Here is a 17,973-nt window from a genome sequence, read left to right as displayed (position 1 = left end):
GCTAATAGCATTAATAGAAGAGAATATAAAATAGCAAACTCCACTGTTTCCAGTGTGAAGAAGGCTGATCCCTCGTTAATAGCTGTTTTAAAGGCCAGAACTAATTATCTGCCATTTTCTACCAATTTGAATACTGGTATTAACAATTATTATAAAACAGTATCCACTCTTGGGCAGGACAGGTGGGCTAAAATAATCGCTGTTCATCACGCATATCCCCAACAAAATTGTTTGGTTATAGATGCAGGAACCTGCATTACCTATGATTTGTTGAATAATGAGGGAGCTTATTATGGAGGCAGTATAAGTTTGGGGTTAAATATGAGGTTCAGCGCCTTAAATCACTATACTGGTAAGCTGCCATTAGTGAAATGGGACAGGGAATTAGAAAATATTCCATCAGGTACAGATACAGAGACGGCGATAATAAATGGGGTTTTACAGGGTGTAATCAACGAAGTTGAAGGTTTTATAGCTTTCAATGCTAAGAATAATAAAGAACTGAAGGTAGTTATAACTGGAGGGGATGCTACTTTTTTGCTGGAACAATTAAAAAACAGCATCTTTGCACCTCAAATTATAAACGATCCCTATTTAGTATTAAAAGGATTAAATGAAGTCATTGCATTTGAATATGTACAAAAAAATTAACTATATAACTGCAGTTTTAGTTCTGCTAGCCAGCATTTCTGTGAACGCACAGGTTACGACTCAATCACCATACTCAAAGTATGGGATCGGAAATCTCAAAGGAGTTTTACTTCCTCAGTTCAGGGCGATGGGTGGTATTTCTACGGCTGTTAATAAGCCTACGGGATATAACAATATCAATATGCAGAATCCCGCATCTTATGCAGGGATCACTTCGACTACCATTGACGTGGGTATTGCCGGTACTTTTACCAATTTAAAGAAGAATGGTGCTACTGAAAATAGTTTCAATGGTACATTGAGTCACCTTGCTCTTGCTTTTCCGATAAATCAGCACTCTGCATTGAGTTTTGGTATCCTTCCTTATTCAGAGCTTGGATATAATTTTTCTAACAAACAAACCATTACTGGTACGCCAGGAAACCCTTCAACTTCTGATGTGAATAACGTTTATTCTGGTGAAGGTGGTTTAACGAAAGCTTATTTTGGGTATGGTTACCGTTTCGGTGAACATTTCAGAATAGGTGCTAACGTTGAATATCTTTTCGGTAACCTGATGGAAAGTAGAGGTGTAGAGTTTGTGAATGACCCGGCAGCTTTTGCTACCCGTCTTCAAAACAAAAACAGCGTTGGCGGAATCAGCTTTTCTTATGGAGCGCAATATGATATTCGTTTAGATTCAAAAACGTTGCTGACTTTTGGTTATTCAGGTTCATCGCCGTCTTCAATCAATTCAACAAGAACTTTCCTGGCAAGCAAGTACTTATATGATGGCGCTTCTGGAGAGAGTAATGTGACTGTCGAAACTGTAGACTCTATTGCAAGCGGGAAGTCTAGTTTGAAACTTCCTTTGATCCATAACTTCGGAATTGCACTTCAAAAAGATAACAAATGGTTGATTGGAGCAGATTTCAGAACGGGAAAATGGTCTTCATACTCAATTAATGGTGAAAATCAAGGATTACAAAACAGTCAGGGAGTATCTGTAGGTGGTCAGATTACACCGGATATTACTTCTATCAATAGCTATTTCAAAAGAGTTGATTATCGCTTAGGCTTTAGTTACGATAAAACATATATTAATATTTCTGATAAGGATGTGAAACAAATGGCTGTATCTTTTGGTCTTGGTCTGCCGCTGGCAAATGCACAAACCAGGGGAACATTCTACAAAATGAATTTCACGACTGAAATTGGCCGCAGAGGCACCATGCAAACCGGGTCTCTTCAGGAAAACTTTGTTAGCTTTCATTTAGGCTTTACGCTTAATGATACATGGTTCAAAAGATTTAAATTCGATTAATGAACTCTGCCGGTATATTATCACGTATAGTTATACTGTGCTTTATTCCGCTTTTTTTTTTAAGCTAAGCTCTTGCAATGAGGATGACTTAAAAAAAGCGGCTACTATTTCTTCTAAAAAACTTATCCTTAGTAAGGACAGGTCTTCAAAAGTAGAAATCATTTTCAGTGATTCTGCGGTTGTTAAGGCTAAAGGATTTGCACCAATACTTGATCAGGTAAACCCATCTTCTGGTACTAAATATCAGGAAATGCCAAAAGGGATAAAAATTACCTTCTTCGATTCCCAACAAAAAATTATAGGTACAATTACTTCTGATTATGCCATTAGAAAAGAGACAGAACGGGTTACTATTTTCAGAAAAAATGTAGTTGTAGTCCGGGATGAGCTGACTTTTAATACGGAGGAGCTAACCTGGAATGAGCAAAAGAAAATGTATTTTTCTCCCAAAGGAGTAGTTACAAAACCCGATGGAACTGTTTTAAACGCGGTTAACTTTACTGCACCAGAAGATTTTAGTTCGGTTGCTTTTGAGCAGGGATCTGGTGAGACTTACCTTAAAGGGGATTTAGCACAATAAAAAAGGTTAAGGTGTATTCAGACTACGTTCCATTTGATGGAACTGATGTCTGAATACACCTTAACCTTTTTTATTGCCGTTACCTACCCTTCTGCGGACGTTTATTGGCTGGTGGCTAATTGTTTATTTGTTGGTGGATAGATGTTTATTGGTTGATTTAAGAAAAGTCTTTTTGTTAGTTGGTTATTGGCTAATTGTTTAGTCAAATAATATTGTATATTGAATGTAATATTATTAATACCTAAACCAAAACATATCAACCAGGACCTATGAAAAAACATTTATTAGCAATTGTTGTGTTGCTGTTCCTTAGTACAGGAATGGCAATTGCACAAAAGAAAACGATTAGTGGAACCGTTACCGATGGAGCCAGCAAAGAAACCATTGCCGGGGTATCCATAAGGATTAAAGGAGGAACTTTAAGTACGAGTACAAATCAAAACGGGGCTTTCGCTATTCAGGCGGGCCCGGCAGATCAGCTGATCTTCAGCTATACAGGTTATACCTCAGTTACAATGACTGTTGGAACGAATACGAAAATTGATGTTACACTGGAAAGTAATACCGCGCAGTTAAATGAGGTGGTGCTGATTGGTACGCGCTCTGCTGGCCGGGTAAAACTGGAAACAGCAGTTCCGGTTGATATTGTTAATGTGAGTAAATCGGCAGCTACTACTGGCCGTATGGAACTTACAGATATTTTAAATTATGCAGCTCCTTCGTTTAATTATAATAAACAGTCTGGCTCTGATGGGGCAGATCATGTTGAACTGGGTACTTTGAGGGGCTTAGGGCCAGATCAGACATTGGTTCTGGTTAATGGTAAACGGAGGCACTCAACAGCTTTTGTCTCGGTTTTTGGAACAAGGGGCAGGGGGATTCTGGTGTGGATCTAAGCTCTATACCTACGGCTTCGATTGATCGGGTCGAAATACTACGGGATGGTGCATCTGCTCAATACGGGTCTGATGCGATTGCCGGAGTAAAATTAATATTGTTTTGAAGAAAAGTGTAAACCAGTTTAATATTAATGCTGGATACTCAGGCTACTATGATCCCGCGTTTAATAGTGGAAAGAGTATTGTCGCCAATCAATATCCGCATGGTGGGGCTATTGATGGAAATGCGGTCAATGTGGATGCTAACTATGGGTTTAAGATAGGTAAAGAAGGGTTTTTGAATATCACTGCCGATTATTCTAAAAGTGGAAAGACCTACAGACAGGTACATGATACGGCCACAGCAAATCCTAAAGCATTGCCTGTAAATACGGCAAGACGTGCTAATGGTGATGGTTCGTCTGAAAATGGGACTATCTTTTTCAATAACGAGATTCCGGTGAGCAGTAAGACTACTTTTTACAGTTTTGGCGGCTATAGCTATAAGGCTTCTGATGCTTATGCCTTTTCGAGGAATTTTCTGGCAAGACCGGATCGTTTTCCAACCACTGCTACGGGAGCTATGATTCCTGTGGATGGGGTGATTTTTTTTATACGCCAAACGGGGATTCTTATTATAACCCACTGATTCAGACGCATAACAGTGACCTGGCTTTTGCTGCTGGTCTGAAAGGGAGCTTTGGTGATGCCTGGACCTGGGATTTCAGCAATAATACAGGTAATAATAACTTCCATTTCTATGGAGAAAAGACATTTAACGCTTCTCTGGGTGCAGATCAGACGCGTTTTGATGATGGTGGATCTGCATTTTTGCAGAATACAAGTAATCTGAATTTTAGTAAACATTTTGATAAAGTGCTACAAGGGTTTAACCTTGGTTTTGGTGCTGAGTACCGTTATGAACGTTATAAGATTTTTTCAGGAGAGGAAGCTTCTTATAAAAATTATGATCCCAATGGTGTAAAGGCTGCCGGTTCACAAGGGTTTCCTGGTTTTCAGCCTGGAGATGTAGCAAATGCAAATCGTTCTGTGTTTGGTGGTTTCGTTGATTTTGAGGTAGATATCACGAAAAAATGGCTGATTGATTTTGCTAATCGCCTGCCTGGAACATTACATTACAGTGATTTTGGCTATAATTTTAGTACGAAGTTTGCTACCCGTTACAAGGTGACTGACAATTTTAATATCCGCGGGTCGGTTGGTACAGGGTTCCGTGCGCCATCACTACAGCAGATTAATTATAGTTCTACGTTTACCAATGTACAGGGAGCTATTATTTCTGAGGTTAAAATCGCTCCTAATCACAGCCAGATAACCCAGGCTGCTGGTATTGCCAGCCTTAAACAGGAGAAGTCTAAGAATGCGGGCTTAGGTTTTACGTTTAAGCCTGTTCCTGAATTTAGCATTACGGTTGATGGTTATATTATTAAGGTTACAGACCGCGTGGTGTTGTCTGGTCAGTTCAGCGCGGATGATACCTCATTAGATCCATCCTTTACTAATGCCCTGAAAGCACTTCATGTGGGTTCTGCACAGTTTTTTGCAAACGCTGTGAATACGACTAATCGTGGTTTGGATGTGGTACTGGATTACAATAAAACTATCGGTGATAACCGGTATAGGATGTTGTTTACTGGTAATTTTCAGCATATGACTATCGATAAGATCAATTATCCGCCTATTTTGGGCAAAACGGAGCAGTTGCAGGAGACTTTCTTAAGTTCAAGAGAGAAGAAGTTTATCTTAGCTTCGGCTCCGTCTGCCAAGTTCTCTTTGAATCCTGAGTTTGGTCATAAGGATTTTACAGTGGGAACACGTTTTACTTACTTTGGTAAAGTTGATATCTATGGATATGGCGATGGATCAAGTATTTATCCTACAGTACCGGCTGATAATGGGTCTGGCCCGATACCGGATCTGTACAATTATGCCGGAAAAGTAGTGAGTGACGTTTATTTTTCTTTTAAACCGAGTAAAATTGCACGTGTTACCATAGGTTCTGATAATGTTTTTAATGTTCATCCTGATCTGGGCTATATAAAAGGTGCAAAAGGATTTGCTTATAATAATGAACCTGCCGGACCCTTTGATGCGGTGCAAATGGGCAGTATGGAAGACGTTTCTTTGTTCGTGTGGGTTTAACCCTATAGTTTCTTAGTTAAAACAGTAAAAACCCACACCGGTCTGCTTTCCTTCTGTGTGGTTTTTTTGCTTGTTTTATCTGCTATAAATAAAATATTAAATCAAATTTAAAGTGGGCTCTATTCAAAAACATTAAATTGTTTTCTTTTTTTAGCAAAAGTTGTATCTTGCGCCCTCTTTAAAAAATATAAATAATAGATATTATGGGTTTTATGACTTTTTTGCGGAATCGCATGGGCATTATCTTAGTGGGCGCCATCGGTTTTGCAATTGTTGCATTTTTAGTCGGTGATGCAATTAACGTAGGAAAGCCTTTCTGGGCAGCATCTCAAAAGGTTGTTGGGTCAGTGGATGGTGAGGACATCAACATCGATGAATTTGGTCCTAAAGTAGATCAGAATTTACAACAATTCAAACAGCAGTACGGTGGTAGTGCTAATCCTCAAATGACGGCTATGGCTGTTTGACAATGCATGGAATGGTGAGTTAGCTACTTTATTACTGGCTAAAGAATATCACCGTTTAGGTTTAGGTATCTCCAGTGAAGAATTGTTCGATTTGTACCAGGGTAAAAATCCCAGCCCGCTGATCGTTCAATATTTTGGTAATCCTCAAACTGGTCAGGTTGACCGTGCTGCGGTAATCAATTCGTTGAAACAACAGGCAACAAACCCACAGTTGAAACAACAATGGGATTTGCTGGAAGCCGAAGTTGAAAAACAAGCTTTACAACAGAAATATGGTAACCTGATTAAGAACTCTGTTTACGTAACTTCAATCGAAGCTAACGACGAGTATCAAAACAGAAATAAACTGGCCAGCTTCAACTATGTGAGCCTGGATTACGCAAGTATTCCTGATGCATCAGTTAAGCCTGCTGAATCAGATTACGCTGATTATTACAATAACAACAAGAAAAGATTTGACAACCCTGCTGAGACACGTTCATTCGAATATGTTTCATTCAGTGTTAATCCAACTAAAGAAGATTCTGCTGCGGTTAAAAACCAGGTAGAGAAATTAGCTTCGGATTTCAAAGCTTCGAAAAGTGATTCCTTATTTGCAGCAGTTAACTCTGATGTTAAAGTTCCATATGCTTATATCAACAAAGGTAAATTAGATCCTAAAATTGATTCAGCAGTATTCGCTTTACCTGCAGGAAGTTTTTACGGACCTGTGTTCACTGGAAACTCTTACAAGCTGGTAAAAGTTATCGATACACGTTTTTCTCCGGATTCTGTTAAAGCAAGTCATATTCTTTTAGATGCAACCAAAATGGGCGGCGTTGATAAAGCTGAAAAATTTGCTGACTCTTTAAGAACTCTTGTTCAAAAAGGTGGTAGCTTCGCTGCATTGGCTAAAATGTACAGTGTAGACGGATCGAAAGATAAAGGTGGTGAATTGCCTGTTTTCTCAAGAGGACAAATGGTTCCTGAATTTGAGAATGCAGCATTTAATGGTCAGGTTGGTGATCTTAAGGTAATACGTTCGCAATTTGGTGTACACTTAATTAAAATCGAAAAACAAATCGGTTCTTCTAAAGTTGCGAAGCTGGCTTACATTGAGAAAAACCTTACACCGAGCAGCAAAACTAAAGATCAGGCTTATAAAAAAGCTTCGAACTTCCTGAATGTTGCTAAAGGAGATAACTTTAGTGCAGAAGCTAAGAAACTAGGTTATACTGTAGCTATCGCTGATAGAATTACAGGAAGCCAGGGTTATGCACCAGGATTAGATAATCCGCGTCAATTAATCCGTGATGGTTTTGCAGCTAAAAAAGGAGATGTGTTAACAGAAGTTTATCAAATGGATAACGCTTTTGTAGTAGCCCATGTTACTGATATCAAAGCAAAAGGTATTTTACCTCTTGAATCTGTTAAAAAGGATATTGAACCAATGGTGATCAATGCTGTTAAAGCTAAGATGCTGGCGGAAAAATTAAGCAATGCAGCTAAAGGTGCTGCTAACCCTGCGCAAGTGGCTCAGAAAGTTGGGAAAGCCGTTACACCGGTTACAAACATCGTATTCTCAAATCCGATTGTTCCGGGTGCAGCACAGGAAAATAAACTGATTGGTAATGTATTTGGTTCAGCACCGGGTAAAGTATCTAAACCAGTTGACGGTGAACATGGCGTATATGTATTCACTGTTAATGGATTCAGTAACCCTGCTCCAATTGGAAATACTTATAAACAAAAAGAAATGATGCGTCAGGCAGTTGCTCAGAAGTCATTAGGAGCAGCATTCCAGGCATTACAAGATAAAAGTGACATAAAAGACAATAGAGTGAAATTCTATTAATCTTATTTTGCGTAATTTTGAAACCGGAAGTATATCACTTCCGGTTTTTTTATTTTAGACGCAAATGGATATTCAGGGAAATATAGTCAATAAGGTTGCTGCCAGTGGTTTAGTTACTTTTAATCTGGAACTCTATTATGATAAAGGAGAGAGAGAGAGTCTACTACGATATCAAGGATAATCTTTTTCATGGTTTAATGTTAAGAGAAAAGGATTTCAGAGAGTTCATTAAAGCACATGACTGGTCATCTTATACTGGTAAAAATATAGCAGTAATCTGCAGTGCTGATGCGATTGTTCCAACCTGGGCATATATGCTGCTGGCTAATAAATTAAAGCCTTATGCAAATGAAGTAGTTTTTGGAAGTCTGGAAACCTTAGAAGCTGTTTTGTTCAGTAAAGCATTGGCTAAGGTTGACCTGTCGGATTATAAAGATGCACGTGTTGTAGTTAAAGGATGTGCGGATATTGATGTTCCGATAGCAGCCTATGTGGAGATCACATCTTTGTTAACCCCGGTGGTTAAAAGTATTATGTATGGTGAGCCTTGCTCTACAGTTCCTATCTTTAAACGAAAGGATTAAGTTTTTTGGATGAGTTTTTGTTTTAGATCAGGTATGAGGAAATTATTTTTACTGTTTTTGTTTTTGATTACCGTAGTTAGTACCAAAGCTGCTCAGGATTTGCCTTTAAAAAAAGAACCCGTTTTTCAAGCGGGTGAAGTTTTATCCTATAAATTGAAGTACGGCTTTATTACAGCAGCAGAAGCTACAATTAAAGTAATGAACTCAGACTTGAAATTTGATGATAAGGAAACCTATAAACTGGTAGTTGATGCGAAAACATCAGGGACCTTTGATATATTTTATAAAATCAGGGATCATTATGATTCTTATATAGACAAGACTACGCTGACCCCTTATTTTTATCAGGAGGATGTTAGAGAAGCAAGCTATAAAAGAAAAGACAAAGCTAGGTTTACGCAGGAAACAAAGAAAGTAGTCTCTAATAAAGGAACTTTTACTGCTCCGACAAACCAGACTTTTGACTTGGTCTCGGCTTATTATTTTGCGAGGAGCCTTGATATTTCCAGACTCAAGATAGGAGAGAAGTTTAAACTGAACTACTTTCTGGGGGATGGTATTCATCAGCTGGAAATTAAATATGTTGGAAAAGAAGTTGTAAAAAGTAAGCTTGGAAATATACGTTGTGTGAAATTCAGTCCGTCCATTGATCCTGGAAGGATCTTTAGAAAAGATAGCGCTTTATATCTTTGGATTACAGATGATGGTAACAGGGTGCCTGTAAAGGCTCAGGTAGAGATTATAGTGGGTGCAGTCACCATGGAAATTAAATCAGCTGATGGATTGAAATATCCGCTGGCTAAAGAAAACTAAAAAACCATCATGATTTTTTAAATTACACAACGAAATGAACATAAAATCATGATAGCTTCATAACCGCTGAAAAGCAAATATATTCTGATGAAAATGATAGAAATACAAAATACCCTTATTCACGAAGATGTTATACGTGAGAACTTTGTGTGTAACCTGAATAAGTGTAAAGGTATATGTTGTGTTGAGGGAGATGCGGGAGCACCGCTTGAGGTAGCTGAAACGGCTATTCTTGCAGAAATTTATCCTAAAATCAAACATATGCTTGCCCCAAAAGGGATTGCAGCGATTGAGGAGTATGGAACTTCTGTTGTAGATGCAGACGGTGACCTGACCACTCCATGTGTGGATGGCAACAAAGAATGTGCCTATGTAACTTTTGAAAATGGGATTACTAAATGTGCTATTGAGAAGGCACACGAACAGGGAATTGTAGATTGGCAAAAACCAATCTCTTGTCATTTATATCCGATACGTATTACCCAATACCCTGAATTTGATGTGCTTAATTATGACAGATGGCATATTTGCTCTGACGCCTGTGCATTTGGAAGAGAACTTAAAGTACCTGTCTATACCTTTTTGAAAGGACCACTGATCAGAAAATATGGTGCTGACTGGTATGAGGAATTAGAAAATAGTGTATCTTCAAATCTATAACCTTTAAAACATAAAATCTTGAAAGGAATAATTCTAGCAGGTGGGAGCGGCACAAGGCTGCATCCCCTAACTCTTGTTATGAGTAAACAAATGATGCCTGTTTTTATAAAACCAATGATCTATTATCCGTTGTCAATATTAATGCTGGCCGGAATTAACGAAATACTAATTATTTCTACCCCACATGACCTTCCGAATTTTGAGAAGCTTTTAGGTGATGGAAGTAGTTTGGGCTGTAAGTTTTCTTATGCTGTTCAGCATGAGCCAAACGGTCTGGCACAGGCTTTTGTCATTGGTGCAGATTTTATAGGAACAGATAAAGTTGCTCTTGTATTAGGAGATAATATCTTCTATGGAGATGGAATGGCTAAGCTTTTACAAGCTAGTTCTGATCCTGATGGGGGTGTTGTTTTTTATCTTATCGCGTGTCAGATCCGGAGCGTTACGGCGTTGTTGAATTTGATGAACATAAAAATGCAATATCTATTGAAGAAAAACCTGTAGCGCCAAAATCTGATTATGCAGTTCCAGGGCTGTATTTTTATGACAATAGTGTCGTTGAGATTGCTAAAAATATTAAACCCTCTCCTAGAGGTGAATATGAAATTACTGATGTCAACAACAAAGTCTATCTCGAGCAGGGTAAATTAAAAGTTGGTGTTTTGAGCCGTGGAACCGCATGGTTAGATACAGGAACTTTTGCTTCATTGATGCAGGCCGGACAGTTTGTCCAGGTTATTGAAGAACGTCAGGGGCTTAAAATAGGATGTATTGAAGAAATCGCTTACCGGATGGGCTATATTGATAGTGAACAACTACGTAAAATCGCTACTCCGCTTGTTAAAAGTGGGTACGGTTCCTATTTGTTAAAAATGATCAAATAAATTTAAAACAATCTTAACCAGAAACATGAATTATAATTCGCCTAAGCTACCCTATATAGGGGTGGATATTGGAGGCTCTCATATCACAGCAGCACATGTAGATGCTGCTGATTTGAAAGTAATAAAGAGTTCACTTATCAGAGAACGTGTAGCTTCTATGGAAGGTGCAGATGTGATTATTAAGTCCTGGGTTGATGCTTTGATGCCGCTGATTGAAAACCAGGGAGAGGAAAACTACTTATATTGGTATTGCTATGCCAGGACCTTTTGATTATGAAAAAGGTATTTCTTTAATGAAAGGAACCAAGAAGTATGATTCTCTATACGGGCTTAATGTATTGGAAATTCTAGCTGAAAAATTGAGTATCCCTACTAGTCACATTCTTTTTCGAAATGATGCTGAATCGTTTTTGCATGGTGAATTGGCCTCTGGAGCAGTTGCTGGAGAGAAACGGGCGCTAGGAATTACCTTAGGTACGGGGCTGGGGTCTGCAAGTAATTGTCAGGGTAAAACTGTTGATTCAGACCGTGCATTTATTCCGTTTAAGGATAGTATAGCTGAAGAGTATATTTCAACCAGATGGTTCTCTAAAAGATTTAAAGAGTTAACTGGCGAAGAGATTAAAAATGTAGAATCTCTGTTAGCTTCTGACAAACAGGAAATCAAAGATCTGATCTTTGAAGAATTTGGCCAGAACCTTGCTGCATTTCTTAATGATTTTATCGACGAAGAGAGAAGCCTGATGTAATTGTTATTGGTGGAAATATCGCTAAGTCATGGGACTATTTTATTCCGGAAGTACAGAAGCATCTTAAAGATAAACACGTGGCTTTAAAACAAAGTGTAATGTGGGAAGATGCGGCTCTTGTGGGAGCAGCTTATAGCTGGCAGCAGTCTTAAGGAATAAATATCTTTCAATTATATATGAGCGTTGCCTCCTTTTAAAAGGAAGCAACGCTTTTTATTTCAGGTCGTTTGTCTGTCTTGTTTTCTTTTCATCACAAAGGTGTATAAAAGAGCCGCAAAGATTATGATGCCGGCATATCCTGAGATTAATACTAAGGAAAGTTTAATTGTCTCACCGAGTACATAATAATTGAACAACATGGAGAGCACCTGTAATACTGTAAAAAACAAGCAGCCTTTCAAAAAAATGTTAATATTACTTTTCAAAAATTTATACATATACCTAATATAGGGTTTTATTATATAGCTTTTGTAGCCTCTTTCAGCCAGTCACTTTCTTCCTGAGTCAACCTTGGGCTAAGTTTTTCAAAGACCTCTGCATTGTAACTGTTCAGCCAGTTAATTTGTGATTGATCTAATAATTCTTTTTTCACAATAGTTGTACTGATCGGTGCAATAGTCAGCGTCTCAAAACCATAGAATTCGTTAAACTCATTCGTTTCAATAGCAATCGTCTGAACAAGATTCTCAATACGGATACCATGTCTTCCCGGACGGTATACGCCTGGTTCAATAGATGTAATCATACCCAGTTCTATAGCTACCGGCGTATTGGTTGGATTGAATACCTGTGGGCCTTCATGTACATTAAGAAAATAACCAACACCATGACCTGTACCGTGTCCATAATTGATTGTATAGTCCCATAGTGGTTTCCTGGTGATTGCATCAATCTGGTATCCGCAGGTGCCTTTAGGGAACTTTGCCTTACAGCCATCGATCATTCCTTTAAGTACGAGAGTATAATCAGTTTCTTCCTGTTCGGTAGTAATGCCCTTTGTATAGTACGGGTAATATCAGTTGTTCCGTAAAAATACTGACCTCCTGAATCTACTAAGAACAGACTTTCGGGAATTACTTCTGAATCACTATCAGCAGAAGCTGAATAATGCGGTAATGCTCCATGTGCTCTGTAAGCACTAATCGTTGTAAAGCTGTCTCCGATAAAACCTTCTTGTTCTGCTCTGTATTCACGTAACTGTGCAGCAGCGGAAAGTTCTGTAATCCTGATTTTTCCGATTGTTTCTTCCACCCACTTTAAAAATCTGGTGATCGCAACACCATCTTTAAGCATTGCTTCTCGGGTGTTTTTGAGCTCCGTTTCGTTTTTGACTGCTTTCAGGTTAGTAGAAGGATTAGTTTCTTTAACTATCCTGACCGATGATGGTACCAGTTTAGCGTAAGCATAACAGTTACGCTTAGGGTCAATAAATATGGAGCTGTTTGCCGGAAGCTGAGTTAATGCGCGCGCTATCTCTTCATAAGGAAGAAGAACTTCAACACCACTTTTTAGTAAGGCCTGCTTTTCCGTTTCTGTTAATTTACCCGGGTTAATAAATAAAGTAGCATGATCCTGATTAATCAGTGCAAAGGCTAATACTACGGGGTTGAAGTTTACATCTTTACCTCTGAGATTAAATAACCAGGCGATATCGTCGAGAGAGGAGATGAGGTGATGATCTGCCTGATGTTTTTTTTTTAGTGCAGCTCTCACTTCTGTAAGTTTACTGCTTACTGATTGTCCGGCATGTTCATCAGCGATTAGAAACGCGGGGTCAACGGGTAATGGCGGACGGTTTTCCCAGATTGGACTCAGGTAATCCTTACTTACTAATTGAATATCCCTTACAGATAACTGTTGTGTTAATAAATCACCCAGTAATACCGAAAGCAGTTTTTCATTAGTAGCAACTACCGCACCTTTATCCAGTTTTTCATTTAACCATTGTATATATTCCGGTGCATGCTGAACTTTTTGTTTCACTAATTCAAAACCACTGTTTTGTAATTGGGCAGGCCCTTGTTCAAAATATCTGAAATCAGTCCATAAACCAGCAAAATCGTGTGTAATCACTAAAGTCCCGGCAGAACCGGTAAAGCCAGAAGTAAATGGAATGCATTTATAATGTTTTGGCAAATATTCGCTGATATGAGGGTCAGCAGATGGAATAATATAGGCCTGTACATTATCGGCCTTCATTTGTTTACGTATTTCGCGCAGTTTATCCTGATATGTCATATGCAAATGTTAGTGTATAGAATTTGATGTCCAAATTTAGCTAATTTATTTACACGCTCCGGACAAAGGAGGTTTGGTTATTGATCAGGAACAAATAGTTGGTGTGAAAAATGGGTTTAAACGGGTCGTCGGATGTATTTTAAATAGTTTCTTTATCAATAACAACAAAAACACGCTGTTATAGGAGTTTTAATTTATCTTTGGGGTCGAGGAGAAGAATATGGGATTGAAAATGCGTATAACGTATAGAGAGAGACACAGATTATGTGTACGAAATTATAAATGGTGCTGCAATAAATAAAGAAACTACCGAATTGAAGATAATTTTAAACGGGCAACCGGTAACTTTATTGAAAAACGTTAATCAGGTCTGGATGCAGCAGGAAAGTGAATTTACTATCGAACCTGATCTTGCTCAGGCTTTAGGAAGATCAGTATCATTGCGCTACCGCATGTAATAAAATCCTCATATCCTTCAATATATAGCTTTTCAATGCTGTGAATCCTGATACCCTTTCCTTTGATAACGGGTATTTTTTTGGTGAAAGTTATTTCAATGAACTATCTTTACTTAAGCATAAAGATGGGGGAAATGCAAGAAGCTAAAATGATAAAGGATTCTTTTGACCGGGTACATAATTATCTGCGGATATCACTTACAGATAACTGTAACCTCCGCTGCTTTTATTGTATGCCAGAAGAGGACTATGAATTCACACAAGCTTCAAAACTGATGCAGGCTACAGAAATTGAGGCGCTTGCGAAAATTTGTAGCAGAAGGAGTGAATAAAATCCGTCTGACCGGGGGAGAACCTTTAGTTCGTAAAGATGCGGCGCAAATCATCTTATCTCTTTCAAAATTACCAGCAGACCTTTCTTTTACGACCAATGGTGCCAGGTTACACGACTTTATTGATGTGTTGCTCGAAGCGAAAATTAAAAGCATTAACATCAGTCTGGATACTTTGGATGCCGACAAATTCCGGATCATCACCAGAAGAGATCTTTTTCAGCAGGTCAGAGATAATATTGACCTTTTATTGAAACATCATATCAAAGTTAAGATTAATGTAGTGATGATGAAGGAATTCAATGATAATGAAATTCTGGATTTTATTGACTGGACAAAAGACGTACCTGTAGAAATCAGGTTTATTGAATTCATGCCTTTTGCTGGAAATCGCTGGACTAGTAATAAAGTGGTATCACTCGAAGAAATTCTTGCCAGGGTGCAAACAAAATATACTTTTTTCATCATTAGAAGCTGGTCAGAATCAGAATGATACGGCTAAACATTATCAGATTGCAGGACATTCGGGGACATTTGCAATTATAAGCACAATGACAGCGCCTTTTTGCAGTACTTGTAACCGGATGCGTTTAACAGCTGACGGTAAGCTGAAAAACTGTCTTTTTTCGGTGACTGAAACCGATCTGCTCTCGCCATTAAGAAGAGGTGAAGATGTGTTACCTTTAATACATGAATGTATAGGAAACAAAGCTGAAGCACTGGGTGGTCAGTTCTCTGGGTTATTTGAAAATATAGAACCTGATACTATTCATAATAGAAGTATGATCACTATTGGTGGTTAATACGTTAACCTGCCCCTATGATCTCTGTAAATAAGGCTAAATCATTAATACAAGAAAACATCAGGCCATTGCCCGTTCAGGTTGTGCCTTTAACTGCTGCTGCAGGATATACGCTGAGTAAGGATATCTATGCTAAAACAGATATTCCTGCTTTTGAACAATCTTCTATGGATGGGATGGTTTGCGATCCGTTTCGAGGAACGTAACCAGGCTTTAGCGGTTAATGGCGAAATGCAGGCAGGGGCCGAAACACAATACACGCTTATGCCGGGACAGGCTGTACGTATATTTACGGGTGCACCCTTACCAATAGGTGCTGATACGGTTGTAATGCAGGAAAAGGTTAGGTTTACAGATGGGATTTTAACTATTCTGGATGACCGGTTAACAAAAGGATTGAATGTAAGAAATAAAGGCGCTGAAGTGAAAAAAGCTTCATTAGCCATTGCAAAAGGTTGTCGGTTAACGCCTGCAGCGATAGGTTTTCTGGCTGGAATTGGAGAAACTGAGGTAGAAATTTATCAATGCCCTTCGGTTGCTGTTATTATCACGGGTAAGGAATTGCAGCAACCGGGAAATAGCCTGGCTTTTGGTCAGGTTTATGAATCTAATTCTTATTCTTTAGGTGCCGCTTTACAACTGGCACAAATCACAAAAATTAAGTTGTATGCAGCAGATGATAATTTAGATGAACTTACAGCCGTTTTAAAGGAAGCGCTTCAAAATAACGAGGTGGTTTTACTGACTGGCGGAGTAAGTGTTGGTGATTATGATTTTGTGACCAAAGCAGCAGAATTGAATGGAATTACACAGGTTTTTCACAAGGTGAAACAGAAACCGGGGAAACCTTTGTATTTTGGCCGGAAAGAAAATAAGATAGTCTTTGGTTTACCAGGAAACCCATCGTCAGTATTGAGCTGTTTTTATCAATATGTATTACCTGCACTGAAATGGATGAGCGGTGTTGAAAAAGATCAATCTGGCGGACTACAGACAACGGAAGCAGTTTTAACCCATAACTATAAAAAAGCTGCAGGGCTGACACATTTTTTAAAGGCACATTTTGAAAATGGAAATGTTACACCGCTAAATGCTCAGGAATCTTTTAGAATGAGTTCTTTTGCACAGGCAAACTGTATGATTGAACTGGGCGAGGAAGAAACGGATTTTTTGGCAGGCAGCAAATTGAAGATTTAAGATTTATCTTCTTCCATAATAGACAATTTAATAAATGAGGATAGAAGTTTTATTATTTGGACGGCTCGCTGAACTTTTGGGCAATGCGCATCTTTTGATAGAGGACGCAACAGATACGGATATGATTCGCAACCGTCTGGAGGAACAATTTCCTGCGTTAAAACAGGTTAAATACCAGGTGGCTGTAGATCAATTGATAATTCACGGTAATAAGCATTTAGCAGACGGGATGACTGTTGCTTTAATGCCACCATTTTCGGGAGGTTAAAATGAACATAAAAGGAGAGGCACGTTATCAGCGGCAAATATTACTTAAAGATTTTGGCCTTAGCGGTCAGGAAAGACTCTTTAATGCAAAGGTTCTGGTGATTGGTGCAGGTGGACTTGGTTGTCCTGTTTTGCAATATCTGGCTGCTGCTGGTATAGGTACGTTGGGTATTGTAGACCATGATGTCGTTGAACTAAGTAACTTACATAGACAAATATTATATAGTTTGCAGATGTGGGGCTTTCAAAGGCTGCCTGTGCAGCAGAAAGATTAAAAAAATTCAATCCTGAAATCACAATCATACCTTATGCGGTACAATTGAGTAATCAGAATGCTATATCAATCCTGAATGAATTTGATATTATAATCGATGGATCTGATAACTTCCCTACCCGGTATATGATTAATGATGCTTGTGTATTATTAAACAAACCATTAATTTATGGTGCATTGTCCGAATCAGAAGGGCAGGTGTCAGTTTTTAATGTGGCCGGTGCCGATGGTGTGAAAGTAAATTACAGAGATATATTTCCGGCTGCTCCGCAGCCTGGAGAAGTGTTAAACTGCTCGGAAGCAGGTGTACTGGGGGTATTGCCTGGTATCATTGGCACAATGCAGGCAAACGAAGCAATCAAACTCATTTCTGGATTGGGAGAGCCATTGATTAATCAAATGATGATCTATAATCTCTATACCTGCCAAACCTATAAAATCAGGTTATCGCCTGCTGGATTAACAGAGTCAGATTTACCAGCTAGCCCTGAGGCATTTGCAGAAATGGATTACAATTGGTTTTGCGGAATTAAACAGGTTACCGGAGAGGTCAGGGAAATGAGTCCCGGAGAATTTAACGAAGCCATATACGAAGAGGATTTTACCATCATTGATGTACGTGAACCGGGGGAATTGCCGGCTGCATCAGGATTCAGCTATATCAGTTTGCCTTTATCGGGATTAAGAAAGGAAATTCCACTGATTCAGGGAAATAAGGTTATCCTGTTTTGTCATTCGGGCATCAGAAGTGTGATTGCCGGAGAATTATTGCTCGAAGCTTATCCTGAGAAAGAATTCTATAGTCTCAAAGGCGGTGTTTTGCGTTTGAATTTTTAAA

23 protein-coding genes and 2 pseudogenes are annotated in these 17,973 nt (G+C 38.7%); 23 read left to right on the top strand and 2 right to left on the bottom strand.

Going from position 1 to position 17,973, the window contains the following annotated elements:
• The first annotated feature begins 54 nt into the window (after window positions 1-54).
• From ACWYN3_RS26155 to ACWYN3_RS26085, 15 genes and pseudogenes are all read left to right on the top strand, one after another.
• Entirely contained in the window at window positions 55-651 is a 597-nt protein-coding gene (locus tag ACWYN3_RS26155) for a type III pantothenate kinase (protein WP_456217007.1), read from the top strand.
• A gap of 40 nt (window positions 652-691) precedes the next feature.
• Window positions 692-1,954 (top strand): hypothetical protein, encoded by a 1,263-nt coding sequence (locus tag ACWYN3_RS26150; RefSeq protein ID WP_456217006.1) that lies wholly within the window; start codon window positions 692-694, stop codon window positions 1,952-1,954.
• A gap of 37 nt (window positions 1,955-1,991) precedes the next feature.
• Window positions 1,992-2,534: a hypothetical protein gene (locus tag ACWYN3_RS26145; protein WP_456217005.1), complete on the top strand. Its 543-nt coding sequence runs from the start codon at window positions 1,992-1,994 to the stop codon at window positions 2,532-2,534.
• Between the two features lie 269 nt (window positions 2,535-2,803).
• A complete protein-coding gene (locus ACWYN3_RS26140; RefSeq protein ID WP_456217004.1) occupies window positions 2,804-3,430 on the top strand; it encodes a carboxypeptidase-like regulatory domain-containing protein in 627 nt (208 codons plus the stop codon).
• Window positions 3,421-3,537: a TonB-dependent receptor plug domain-containing protein gene (locus tag ACWYN3_RS26135; RefSeq protein WP_456217003.1), complete on the top strand. Its 117-nt coding sequence runs from the start codon at window positions 3,421-3,423 to the stop codon at window positions 3,535-3,537. The genes ACWYN3_RS26140 and ACWYN3_RS26135 overlap by 10 nt, the downstream gene beginning before the upstream one ends.
• Complete coding sequence (locus ACWYN3_RS26130; RefSeq protein ID WP_456217002.1) at window positions 3,534-4,061, top strand: hypothetical protein; 528 nt, start codon at window positions 3,534-3,536, stop codon at window positions 4,059-4,061. The genes ACWYN3_RS26135 and ACWYN3_RS26130 overlap by 4 nt, the downstream gene beginning before the upstream one ends.
• Entirely contained in the window at window positions 4,058-5,575 is a 1,518-nt protein-coding gene (locus ACWYN3_RS26125) for a TonB-dependent receptor plug domain-containing protein (protein WP_456223157.1), read from the top strand. Before ACWYN3_RS26130 ends, ACWYN3_RS26125 begins: the two co-directional genes overlap by 4 nt.
• Window positions 5,576-5,778: 203 nt before the next feature.
• On the top strand, window positions 5,779-6,042 hold the full coding sequence (locus ACWYN3_RS26120; RefSeq protein ID WP_456217001.1) for a SurA N-terminal domain-containing protein: 264 nt from the start codon (window positions 5,779-5,781) through the stop codon (window positions 6,040-6,042).
• Window positions 6,043-6,124: 82 nt separating this feature from the next.
• Complete coding sequence (locus tag ACWYN3_RS26115; RefSeq protein ID WP_456217000.1) at window positions 6,125-7,876, top strand: peptidylprolyl isomerase; 1,752 nt, start codon at window positions 6,125-6,127, stop codon at window positions 7,874-7,876.
• Between the two features lie 137 nt (window positions 7,877-8,013).
• Window positions 8,014-8,460 (top strand): DUF2480 family protein, encoded by a 447-nt coding sequence (locus tag ACWYN3_RS26110; RefSeq protein ID WP_456216999.1) that lies wholly within the window; start codon window positions 8,014-8,016, stop codon window positions 8,458-8,460.
• 33 nt (window positions 8,461-8,493) lie between these two features.
• On the top strand, window positions 8,494-9,273 hold the full coding sequence (locus ACWYN3_RS26105; RefSeq protein ID WP_456216998.1) for a DUF3108 domain-containing protein: 780 nt from the start codon (window positions 8,494-8,496) through the stop codon (window positions 9,271-9,273).
• Between the two features lie 93 nt (window positions 9,274-9,366).
• Window positions 9,367-9,933: a DUF3109 family protein gene (locus ACWYN3_RS26100; RefSeq protein ID WP_354305532.1), complete on the top strand. Its 567-nt coding sequence runs from the start codon at window positions 9,367-9,369 to the stop codon at window positions 9,931-9,933.
• Window positions 9,934-9,951: 18 nt separating this feature from the next.
• Window positions 9,952-10,817: pseudogene (gene rfbA, locus ACWYN3_RS26095) on the top strand (glucose-1-phosphate thymidylyltransferase RfbA).
• Window positions 10,818-10,842: 25 nt separating this feature from the next.
• Window positions 10,843-11,088 (top strand): hypothetical protein, encoded by a 246-nt coding sequence (locus ACWYN3_RS26090; protein WP_456216997.1) that lies wholly within the window; start codon window positions 10,843-10,845, stop codon window positions 11,086-11,088.
• The gene (locus ACWYN3_RS26085) at window positions 11,072-11,566 is read left to right on the top strand and encodes a hypothetical protein (protein WP_456216996.1); all 495 of its coding nucleotides are present in this window, start codon (window positions 11,072-11,074) and stop codon (window positions 11,564-11,566) included. Before ACWYN3_RS26090 ends, ACWYN3_RS26085 begins: the two co-directional genes overlap by 17 nt.
• 457 nt (window positions 11,567-12,023) lie before the next feature.
• On the opposite strand, the gene ACWYN3_RS26080 is transcribed toward ACWYN3_RS26085, so the two are convergent.
• A complete protein-coding gene (locus tag ACWYN3_RS26080) occupies window positions 12,024-12,509 on the bottom strand; it encodes a M24 family metallopeptidase C-terminal domain-containing protein (RefSeq protein ID WP_456216995.1) in 486 nt (161 codons plus the stop codon).
• Window positions 12,506-13,804: an aminopeptidase P family N-terminal domain-containing protein gene (locus tag ACWYN3_RS26075; RefSeq protein ID WP_456216994.1), complete on the bottom strand. Its 1,299-nt coding sequence runs from the start codon at window positions 13,802-13,804 to the stop codon at window positions 12,506-12,508. Before ACWYN3_RS26075 ends, ACWYN3_RS26080 begins: the two co-directional genes overlap by 4 nt.
• Before the next feature lie 266 nt (window positions 13,805-14,070).
• On the opposite strand from ACWYN3_RS26075, the gene ACWYN3_RS26070 reads away from it, so the two are divergent.
• From ACWYN3_RS26070 to ACWYN3_RS26035, 8 genes and pseudogenes are all read left to right on the top strand, one after another.
• Window positions 14,071-14,262 (top strand): hypothetical protein, encoded by a 192-nt coding sequence (locus ACWYN3_RS26070; protein ID WP_456216993.1) that lies wholly within the window; start codon window positions 14,071-14,073, stop codon window positions 14,260-14,262.
• Between the two features lie 125 nt (window positions 14,263-14,387).
• Complete coding sequence (locus ACWYN3_RS26065) at window positions 14,388-14,594, top strand: hypothetical protein (protein ID WP_456216992.1); 207 nt, start codon at window positions 14,388-14,390, stop codon at window positions 14,592-14,594.
• On the top strand, window positions 14,587-15,087 hold the full coding sequence (locus ACWYN3_RS26060; RefSeq protein ID WP_456216991.1) for a radical SAM protein: 501 nt from the start codon (window positions 14,587-14,589) through the stop codon (window positions 15,085-15,087). Before ACWYN3_RS26065 ends, ACWYN3_RS26060 begins: the two co-directional genes overlap by 8 nt.
• On the top strand, window positions 14,975-15,397 hold the full coding sequence (locus ACWYN3_RS26055; RefSeq protein WP_456216990.1) for a hypothetical protein: 423 nt from the start codon (window positions 14,975-14,977) through the stop codon (window positions 15,395-15,397). Before ACWYN3_RS26060 ends, ACWYN3_RS26055 begins: the two co-directional genes overlap by 113 nt.
• A gap of 17 nt (window positions 15,398-15,414) precedes the next feature.
• Entirely contained in the window at window positions 15,415-15,603 is a 189-nt protein-coding gene (locus ACWYN3_RS26050; protein WP_456216989.1) for a hypothetical protein, read from the top strand.
• Window positions 15,569-16,594, top strand: coding sequence for a molybdopterin molybdotransferase MoeA (locus ACWYN3_RS26045; protein WP_456216988.1), 1,026 nt, complete (start codon window positions 15,569-15,571; stop codon window positions 16,592-16,594). Before ACWYN3_RS26050 ends, ACWYN3_RS26045 begins: the two co-directional genes overlap by 35 nt.
• 34 nt (window positions 16,595-16,628) lie before the next feature.
• Window positions 16,629-16,862, top strand: coding sequence for a MoaD/ThiS family protein (locus ACWYN3_RS26040; protein WP_456216987.1), 234 nt, complete (start codon window positions 16,629-16,631; stop codon window positions 16,860-16,862).
• Window position 16,863: 1 nt separating this feature from the next.
• Window positions 16,864-17,972: pseudogene (locus tag ACWYN3_RS26035) on the top strand (ThiF family adenylyltransferase).
• Window position 17,973 lies beyond the last annotated feature (1 nt).

This window comes from Pedobacter sp. NJ-S-72 (assembly GCF_053890575.1).
Note: the sequence above shows the minus strand (reverse complement) of the source record. Positions and strands in the feature narration are given on the sequence as shown.

Excerpts from the sequence above, each read along its gene's own strand:
- ACWYN3_RS26140 (WP_456217004.1), top strand. The coding sequence starts at position 2,804 with ATGAAAAAACATTTATTAGCAATTGTTGTGTTGCTGTTCCTTAGTACA.
- ACWYN3_RS26120 (WP_456217001.1), top strand. The coding sequence starts at position 5,779 with ATGGGTTTTATGACTTTTTTGCGGAATCGCATGGGCATTATCTTAGTG.
- ACWYN3_RS26110 (WP_456216999.1), top strand. The coding sequence starts at position 8,014 with ATGATAAAGGAGAGAGAGAGAGTCTACTACGATATCAAGGATAATCTT.
- ACWYN3_RS26105 (WP_456216998.1), top strand. The coding sequence starts at position 8,494 with ATGAGGAAATTATTTTTACTGTTTTTGTTTTTGATTACCGTAGTTAGT.
- ACWYN3_RS26100 (WP_354305532.1), top strand. The coding sequence starts at position 9,367 with ATGATAGAAATACAAAATACCCTTATTCACGAAGATGTTATACGTGAG.
- ACWYN3_RS26090 (WP_456216997.1), top strand. The coding sequence starts at position 10,843 with ATGAATTATAATTCGCCTAAGCTACCCTATATAGGGGTGGATATTGGA.
- ACWYN3_RS26085 (WP_456216996.1), top strand. The coding sequence starts at position 11,072 with ATGCCAGGACCTTTTGATTATGAAAAAGGTATTTCTTTAATGAAAGGA.
- ACWYN3_RS26080 (WP_456216995.1), bottom strand. The coding sequence starts at position 12,509 with ATGATCGATGGCTGTAAGGCAAAGTTCCCTAAAGGCACCTGCGGATAC.
- ACWYN3_RS26075 (WP_456216994.1), bottom strand. The coding sequence starts at position 13,804 with ATGACATATCAGGATAAACTGCGCGAAATACGTAAACAAATGAAGGCC.
- ACWYN3_RS26065 (WP_456216992.1), top strand. The coding sequence starts at position 14,388 with ATGGGGGAAATGCAAGAAGCTAAAATGATAAAGGATTCTTTTGACCGG.
- ACWYN3_RS26050 (WP_456216989.1), top strand. The coding sequence starts at position 15,415 with ATGATCTCTGTAAATAAGGCTAAATCATTAATACAAGAAAACATCAGG.
- ACWYN3_RS26045 (WP_456216988.1), top strand. The coding sequence starts at position 15,569 with ATGGGATGGTTTGCGATCCGTTTCGAGGAACGTAACCAGGCTTTAGCG.
- ACWYN3_RS26040 (WP_456216987.1), top strand. The coding sequence starts at position 16,629 with ATGAGGATAGAAGTTTTATTATTTGGACGGCTCGCTGAACTTTTGGGC.